Origin of the sequence: Ensifer sp. ENS11, from assembly GCF_014851895.1 — a bacterium.
Lineage (GTDB): Bacteria > Pseudomonadota > Alphaproteobacteria > Rhizobiales > Rhizobiaceae > Ensifer > Ensifer canadensis.
The window spans coordinates 22441-28440 of record NZ_JACVAN010000037.1 but is presented as its reverse complement, the minus strand read 5'-3'; the positions used below and the strand labels follow the sequence as shown (position 1 = coordinate 28440).

General features: G+C 56.1%; 7 protein-coding genes. 3 read left to right on the top strand and 4 right to left on the bottom strand.

Annotation, left to right across the window (positions count from 1 at the left end; genetic code table 11):
* Positions 1-131 precede the first annotated feature (131 nt).
* Entirely contained in the window at positions 132-434 is a 303-nt protein-coding gene (locus tag IB264_RS33640; protein ID WP_309141691.1) for an SDR family oxidoreductase, read from the top strand.
* Between the two features lie 35 nt (positions 435-469).
* Positions 470-1165 (top strand): response regulator transcription factor, encoded by a 696-nt coding sequence (locus IB264_RS33635; protein ID WP_192435239.1) that lies wholly within the window; start codon positions 470-472, stop codon positions 1163-1165.
* 33 nt (positions 1166-1198) lie between these two features.
* Here IB264_RS33635 and IB264_RS33630 read toward each other — a convergent pair whose 3' ends face one another.
* The 4 genes from IB264_RS33630 to IB264_RS33615 all read right to left on the bottom strand — a co-directional run bounded on the left by IB264_RS33630 (position 1199) and on the right by IB264_RS33615 (position 5068).
* Positions 1199-1504, bottom strand: coding sequence for a helix-turn-helix domain-containing protein (locus IB264_RS33630; RefSeq protein ID WP_025428883.1), 306 nt, complete (start codon positions 1502-1504; stop codon positions 1199-1201).
* A gap of 4 nt (positions 1505-1508) precedes the next feature.
* On the bottom strand, positions 1509-2846 hold the full coding sequence (locus IB264_RS33625) for a type II toxin-antitoxin system HipA family toxin (RefSeq protein WP_192435237.1): 1338 nt from the start codon (positions 2844-2846) through the stop codon (positions 1509-1511).
* A gap of 1770 nt (positions 2847-4616) precedes the next feature.
* On the bottom strand, positions 4617-4850 hold the full coding sequence (locus IB264_RS33620; protein ID WP_057206315.1) for a hypothetical protein: 234 nt from the start codon (positions 4848-4850) through the stop codon (positions 4617-4619).
* A 2-nt stretch (positions 4851-4852) separates the two neighbouring features.
* The gene (locus IB264_RS33615; RefSeq protein ID WP_128090507.1) at positions 4853-5068 is read right to left on the bottom strand and encodes a hypothetical protein; all 216 of its coding nucleotides are present in this window, start codon (positions 5066-5068) and stop codon (positions 4853-4855) included.
* A gap of 149 nt (positions 5069-5217) precedes the next feature.
* Here IB264_RS33615 and IB264_RS33610 point away from each other — a divergent pair, with 149 nt between their 5' ends.
* A complete protein-coding gene (locus IB264_RS33610) occupies positions 5218-5946 on the top strand; it encodes a response regulator transcription factor (RefSeq protein WP_084815212.1) in 729 nt (242 codons plus the stop codon).
* Positions 5947-6000 lie beyond the last annotated feature (54 nt).

The following is a 6000-nucleotide window of genomic DNA, read 5'->3' as shown; positions in this document are numbered from 1 at the left end:
TGGCGCCACCAGCCCGTCATCGTGATGAAAGCCCGGAAACTCTAATCCCCGGCGATCCAAGGTTTGGGCTCAGAGCAAAAGCCCGGAAACTCTAATCCCCGGCGATCCAAGGTTTGGGCTCAGAGCACAATGTGACGGACTCTACCAAAATTTGGAGGAAGTTCAGGGTCTCAGGTCACGCGCGTTCGCTTGTCTGGCCTTATGGCGCCCACGGCGTCACAGCCAACGTCGTTGCTCCGGGCAGAATTGCGACCGCCATGGCCGGTGCTATCAGCGCCCCAACCAATCAGGCGGCTATTGCGCGCATTCCCGCTGGCCGAATGGGCGTCCCGAACGAAGTTGCCGCTGCCATAGGCTTTCTCGCCGGCGATGAAGCCGCCTTCGTCAACGGGGCAATCTTGGATGTCAATGGCGGCGAGTACGCGCCAGCGTGAGGCTGAAGTTGAGCGTTTTCCGCAAAGGAGGATAGATGAACGGGCGAATAGTTATCCATACCGAAGACGCGGAGCTTTACCTGCTTCTTAAACACATCCTCACGCTTGAAGGTTTCTCGGCCGAAAACACCAACCGTTTGACCGAGCTGCTGAGCCGTGTTCATCTTGCCCCACCGCTAGCGGTCATTGTCGACTGCTCTGATCCCGACATGAATGCATCTGCCGTCTGCGCCCGCATCAGGGCCAACACAAAGCCTGAGGCAAAGGTTGTGTCTCTCGTGAATACGGCGAACGGCGGCGACGGTCATCGCCTGGCCGCGTCAACCGTGGACTGCATCATACACCGTCCGTTCAATCCGGAGCGGTTGCTTGCATTTCTGCGCGGTTTGCGCGCCGATGTGGCGGCGCAATCCAGCACGCAAACACCAACGATATTGCGTTACGCCGACATCGAAATGAACCTCGGTCGGCTTCGCGTCGAGCGAGACGGCCACTTGGTCCTTCTGTCGGCACTCCAGTTTCGTCTGTTGCTGTGCCTGATGCGGGCTCCCGACGTTGTCCATACCCGCGATGACCTAATTGCCGCTGCTTGGCCACCCGATGCAGAGGTCGAACCGCGAACCGTTGATATTCACATTGGACATATAAGACGAGCAATGAAGCGGGCGGGGGCTGATGTCATTCGAACCGTTCGCTCTGTCGGGTACGCGCTTTACCTGCCATCGCATTGACTGAGCGGATTTAATGGCTTTGCAGAACTCTTCCTATTTGTGATCTTCGGCCGGCGAATCCAGGCGTGATTTCGGGACGAACCCCAACGTGAATCCAAAGAGCCGCCCGATCTTGGCAACCGTGTCGACAGTCGGATTTGCTTTCCCGGTTTCAATCTCAGCGACTTGTCTGCGCGTGATGCCAGTCAGTTCCGAAAATTGTTTTTGGTTCAAACCAAGTGCCCTTCGGATCTCAGAAACAGCCTGGGGAAGTCGCAGATCCCCAGCCGCCGCTCTTTCAGCCAGGCGCCGTCTCAATTCCCTCGTTTCTTCCTTGGTGGGTTTCTTCCATCGAGGCATATTCTCACACCCCCGGCGCTGAAGCGGCTGCGTCCAGCACCTTTCCAACAAGCTCGGCGCACCCTGACATTGCGAAATCCACGACTTCCGCGGGCACTCCCATTGCCAGCGATATTTTCGGTGCGTTGGCAAGCCGCTCTGCAAACGTCGCCATCTCCTCAAGAAGCGCGGCCGCTGCTCTCTCGTCCTCCATGAAAACTGCACGGCAGACCTGCCCCCAATCAGGATCGCTGTCGCGGTGTGTGTCGCGCATCACTCCCCATCTCGTCGATCTGGCGATGCCTTCGATCGCAAGACGCATCGGCGCGAAATCGAACAGCGGCGCAAGTGTGATGCCTCCACCAGGAGTCTTGCGCAGAGCGGTGTTCCGTCCATGGTTGTCAGGATTACCCATCGCTCTATTGGTGAGATCGCGTTTCGCGTATTCCACGATATCGATGAATGGTTGGTCCGAATGGCGCTTCAAGACATTCACATAGTCTTCGTGGTCTGCGTTGTGTCCGAACTGCGCGACGCCAATGCTAGAAACCATGCTTTCCTGGCCGAAGCGACATAGCAGCCCTCCTTGGATTTCCCGATCAAAGCGCGGGATCATCAACACCCCTTGCTCATAGGCCGAGACTTCATGAACCCGCAGGCCGAGATCTTTGGCAACGCGCGAATAGCCGGATTCCGCCTCCAGGATCAGCCGATCGCGTTCGTTACTGCTCCTGAGTAGTTTTACGATTACGTGTCGGATGGCTTCATCGTCCTTCACAAACGCGTCTGGATAATAGAGACCATCGACCGCTTGTGTTAGAGCGACCTTCGGCCATTCGCCTTGCAGGCCGCTCGATCCTGAGGCGATCAGGCCGAACCGGTCGACGACTTCGATGAATTTTTCGCTGCGATTGAAGATGTCGTCTTCAGTGACCCCAGTGCGCGTCACGTTCTTAAGTCGTTCCCGTTCAGCCTCCGCTGCCTGCTTGATGCGGACGTTGCCCACCGGGCTGCCCGCTGCTCTCAGAAGGAGTGGGAGGTCGGATTCACGGTCATCCACATGCAGCCCAAGGTGCTCCGCGAGCTTACGTCGCGCGTGCCCCTGTGGCATGAGGTCTAGTAGGAAAGGAGGCCAAGTCGCCAGATATCGACTCTCAAGGTCTACAGGGAACCTGACAGACATGGCTCTGGCGTCGCCTACCTCACCGTTGGCACTATAATCTGCGGCGGCGAAATTGGCGAAATAGTCGATGTCATACTCAACGATCGACGGCCCCCGATAACCAAGCTGGGCGTCGAGGATCTCAATTGTGCCGCATTCGCGCCAGTCGCTTCTCCAGAATGCTTCGACAGTCAAACGCATTTAATAGTCCCCTTTAAGGGATATATTAATAGAGCTTTCGGCTTTTTCCAACCCATCAAAAGGGTCTGTTGTTTTGGTCGAGATTTTACTGCGGAGAAGGACTGAACACAGAATTCGACTCCGTCGAGCGTCGCTACGCGATTATCCAGGATGCTCAGCTTGCGTGGCGACCCATTGCACCCCCTGGCGATCTCTCAGTGTCCAACAGGTCAACCAACTGGCGTCATCTTCAATGGCGCGCGGATCGTCGGTGGGATCGCGGCTGGGATAGGCGGCACGCTTGGCGTTCCTGCGGTTACTACAGCAGGTGCTACCTGCGCCATTACGGGTACTACGACGGCTACCGCTACCAGCGTCGATCGGGCCTCACAATCTACTTTAATTTCTAGCGGGTAGCGCGCTCAGCACAGCGGCACGTCAAAGCACCGACCCCGCGCGTCGTTGGGCGGCACACATATCGCTCGCCTTGCTCGAAAAAAAGCCGACGAAGTGAGAATCCTAGGACCGGTCGACCGACGCCCGATCCTCTTCTCATCGTCACCGTCGAACCAACCCTTTAAGTCTGTTGCAATCGGCATAAATCCTCCTTGTAGGAGGATGCCGCGATGTCAGAAGAATGGCCGATGTACATTCTGCAGTGTGTTGTCGTGATCGGCCTCGTAGGCGCTCTGTTCATCAGGGCAGGCTAAACCTAGACCAAACACCTGCATCCTGCTTCGACAGCTGCTCAGGTCCGCCACTTCGGCGTGCGCTTTGCGTTGTGGAGCAACTCGCGGGCAGTAGCAAAGTGACCGAATAGGTACCTAAGTCTCTTCTCCTCCTCGTAGCAGAGGCGGTGTCGTTTGCAGAAATCGGTGACTGACCAAACTTTCGTTGCTGCCTCAGTAGCAAGTTTTTCGGTTTCTATACGCTCCATGTTGACCTCCCGATGATTTGCGTTCGGTCATCCTACTAAAGTCTAATGTAGTGGGAAATAAACTAAGGCATAGCCACTTTGGGCTATTCCAGTTGTGATGGCGCGCATCTCGCGAGATCGCAATTGTGCAGCCGCTCTCCTGTTTACACGATCGAGCGGCCGCCTTTGTTATTGCGCAGGCGTTGTGGTTGACGGTTGGGTGGTGGATGGCTGCGTCGACGGCGTCGTTGTCGATGGCTCGGTAGTGGACGGTGTTGTTGACGGTGTGGTGGTCGACGGTGCGGTCGTAGTTGGCTCCGTAGTGGATGGGGTCGTGGTGGACGGAGTAGTTGTCGACGGCTGCGTCGTTGTAGACGGCGCTGTTGACGGTTCCGTAGTGGTTGCCGGCGGGGTTGCCGTTTCTGTCGCAGTGTCCTTCGTCCCTGGCATCAGGAACATCGCCGCCAAGATGATGATCACACCTGCGACGACTAGGCCAATTACGGTATTCCGGCTCATGCAGACTCCTCCTAAGTGTGGCTTTCACTTAGAAACATGGAGCGCAGCTTGGGGTTTTCAATGCGAGGAAGCCAATGCACGACAAGCTTGAGCGCTCGACAGCACACGCACCCATCATCTTCCTGGTCAGACAAAGATCTCTCCGCAATACGGAGTGCGCTGGTTTTGTTCGGAAGCAGAGGCGAGGGCAGCTGGCGTAGAGTGGGGAAGTGAGTGGCCACGCCTTCGGTTTCCTGCCGAAGGACACACGATCCTCCGCCACAACCGTCTCACTGAAGCCGGTGGCAGCCTAGGGCGGCATTCGTCTAATAGCGCTGTGCCTCCCTGCACCATCCAGCGAGCACTCTCCACTCACACTAAGTCGTCTTGCGATCTTTCAGCGTTGAAAATACTCCAAACCAGAATTTGTAGTCATCACTACGCGCCTCAGTCCAGGCGTCCAGTGCGCAATAGGCGGCGGCTGTCGCGGCCTGCGGCCCATAAAGATCGATTGCGGCGGTGACCGCCTCCTCGGCTCTGAAATTTTTCCAGATGCCGTCCTTACCGGCCGTATCGCTGATGCCGGACGATTTAACGAGAATTTTGGACAAGCTCAATCTCCCTGCTGTCCGGCAGGTGATGTTGATGTTGCCGGACGTTGGAACTCCGTATCCGTGAGCCACAGAAGCCGCTTGGCGGTTCTTATCGTGTCGTCCCTGGCAACATTATTCGACAACGAACGCTTGTCCTCGTCGGCTATCGATAGCCCTAAGATAGCGGCAAAGCTCGGGCTTTGGCAATCTTTTGTTGCATCAATGATTGCGAACATTATTGCAAAATCCAAACATATAGCGAAATACACAATACAATTTGAGGGGTGCAGCGAGTTGGTGGATTCTGATAGTAAGTTAGTTTGTGACATCAAAAGCATGAGGCAACGATGAAACGCCAGCGAAGAACAGCCGCGGAGGCTGCGCAATGAAACCTCTGATCCTTATTTGCCCGCGCAACGTGGACATCTACCTCCTGCTCACGCACATCCTGAACGTCGATGGCTTCCGAACCGTGCTGGCCAGTGAAGAAGAGGTCGTCGAGAAAGCAGCGGCGATGAAGCCGGAGGTGATTATCCTGGATACAGGCACAGACGCGGCATCGACTTTAAGGACAGCCGCGGCGATCAGATCCAACGAGATCACTGCCGCAATCCCAACAATAGCCCTCGTTGCAGCCGGCGAGGAGCGGCATTATCTGGATCTCTTGAAGGCCGGCGTAGATGAAAACTTCGTTCGGCCCGTGTTGCCCATCAGGCTATTGAATTATCTTCATTCTCTTTCAAATATCGCCGCACGGCCGGCGGCAACAGAACCGCCGTTGACGGACACGCTGGCGGATACATTGGCATTTGGAGGATTGAAAGTTCGGGTGGGGCGGCGGCTGGTGATATATGAAGGGCGCGAGCTGCAACTCGGACCAATCGAGTTCAAGTTGTTGAGCCGGCTTCTCGAGGCTCCCGGCAACGTCTTCTCCCGCCAACAATTGATCGAGGTCGCCTGGCCGCCAAACCTCTATGTTCAGTCGCGCACCGTCGATGTGCACATCGGCCACCTGCGTCGTTCGCTGCGACGCCTGACCGGCGGCAATCTCATCCGCACAGTCAGGGCGTCAGGCTACGTCGTGGAACTCAAGCCGTCTATGGGCGAAGGTTGATTTAGTAATACTGTCTGTCTTGAATTTAGTATCTTATAATTCAGTGAAATGTGA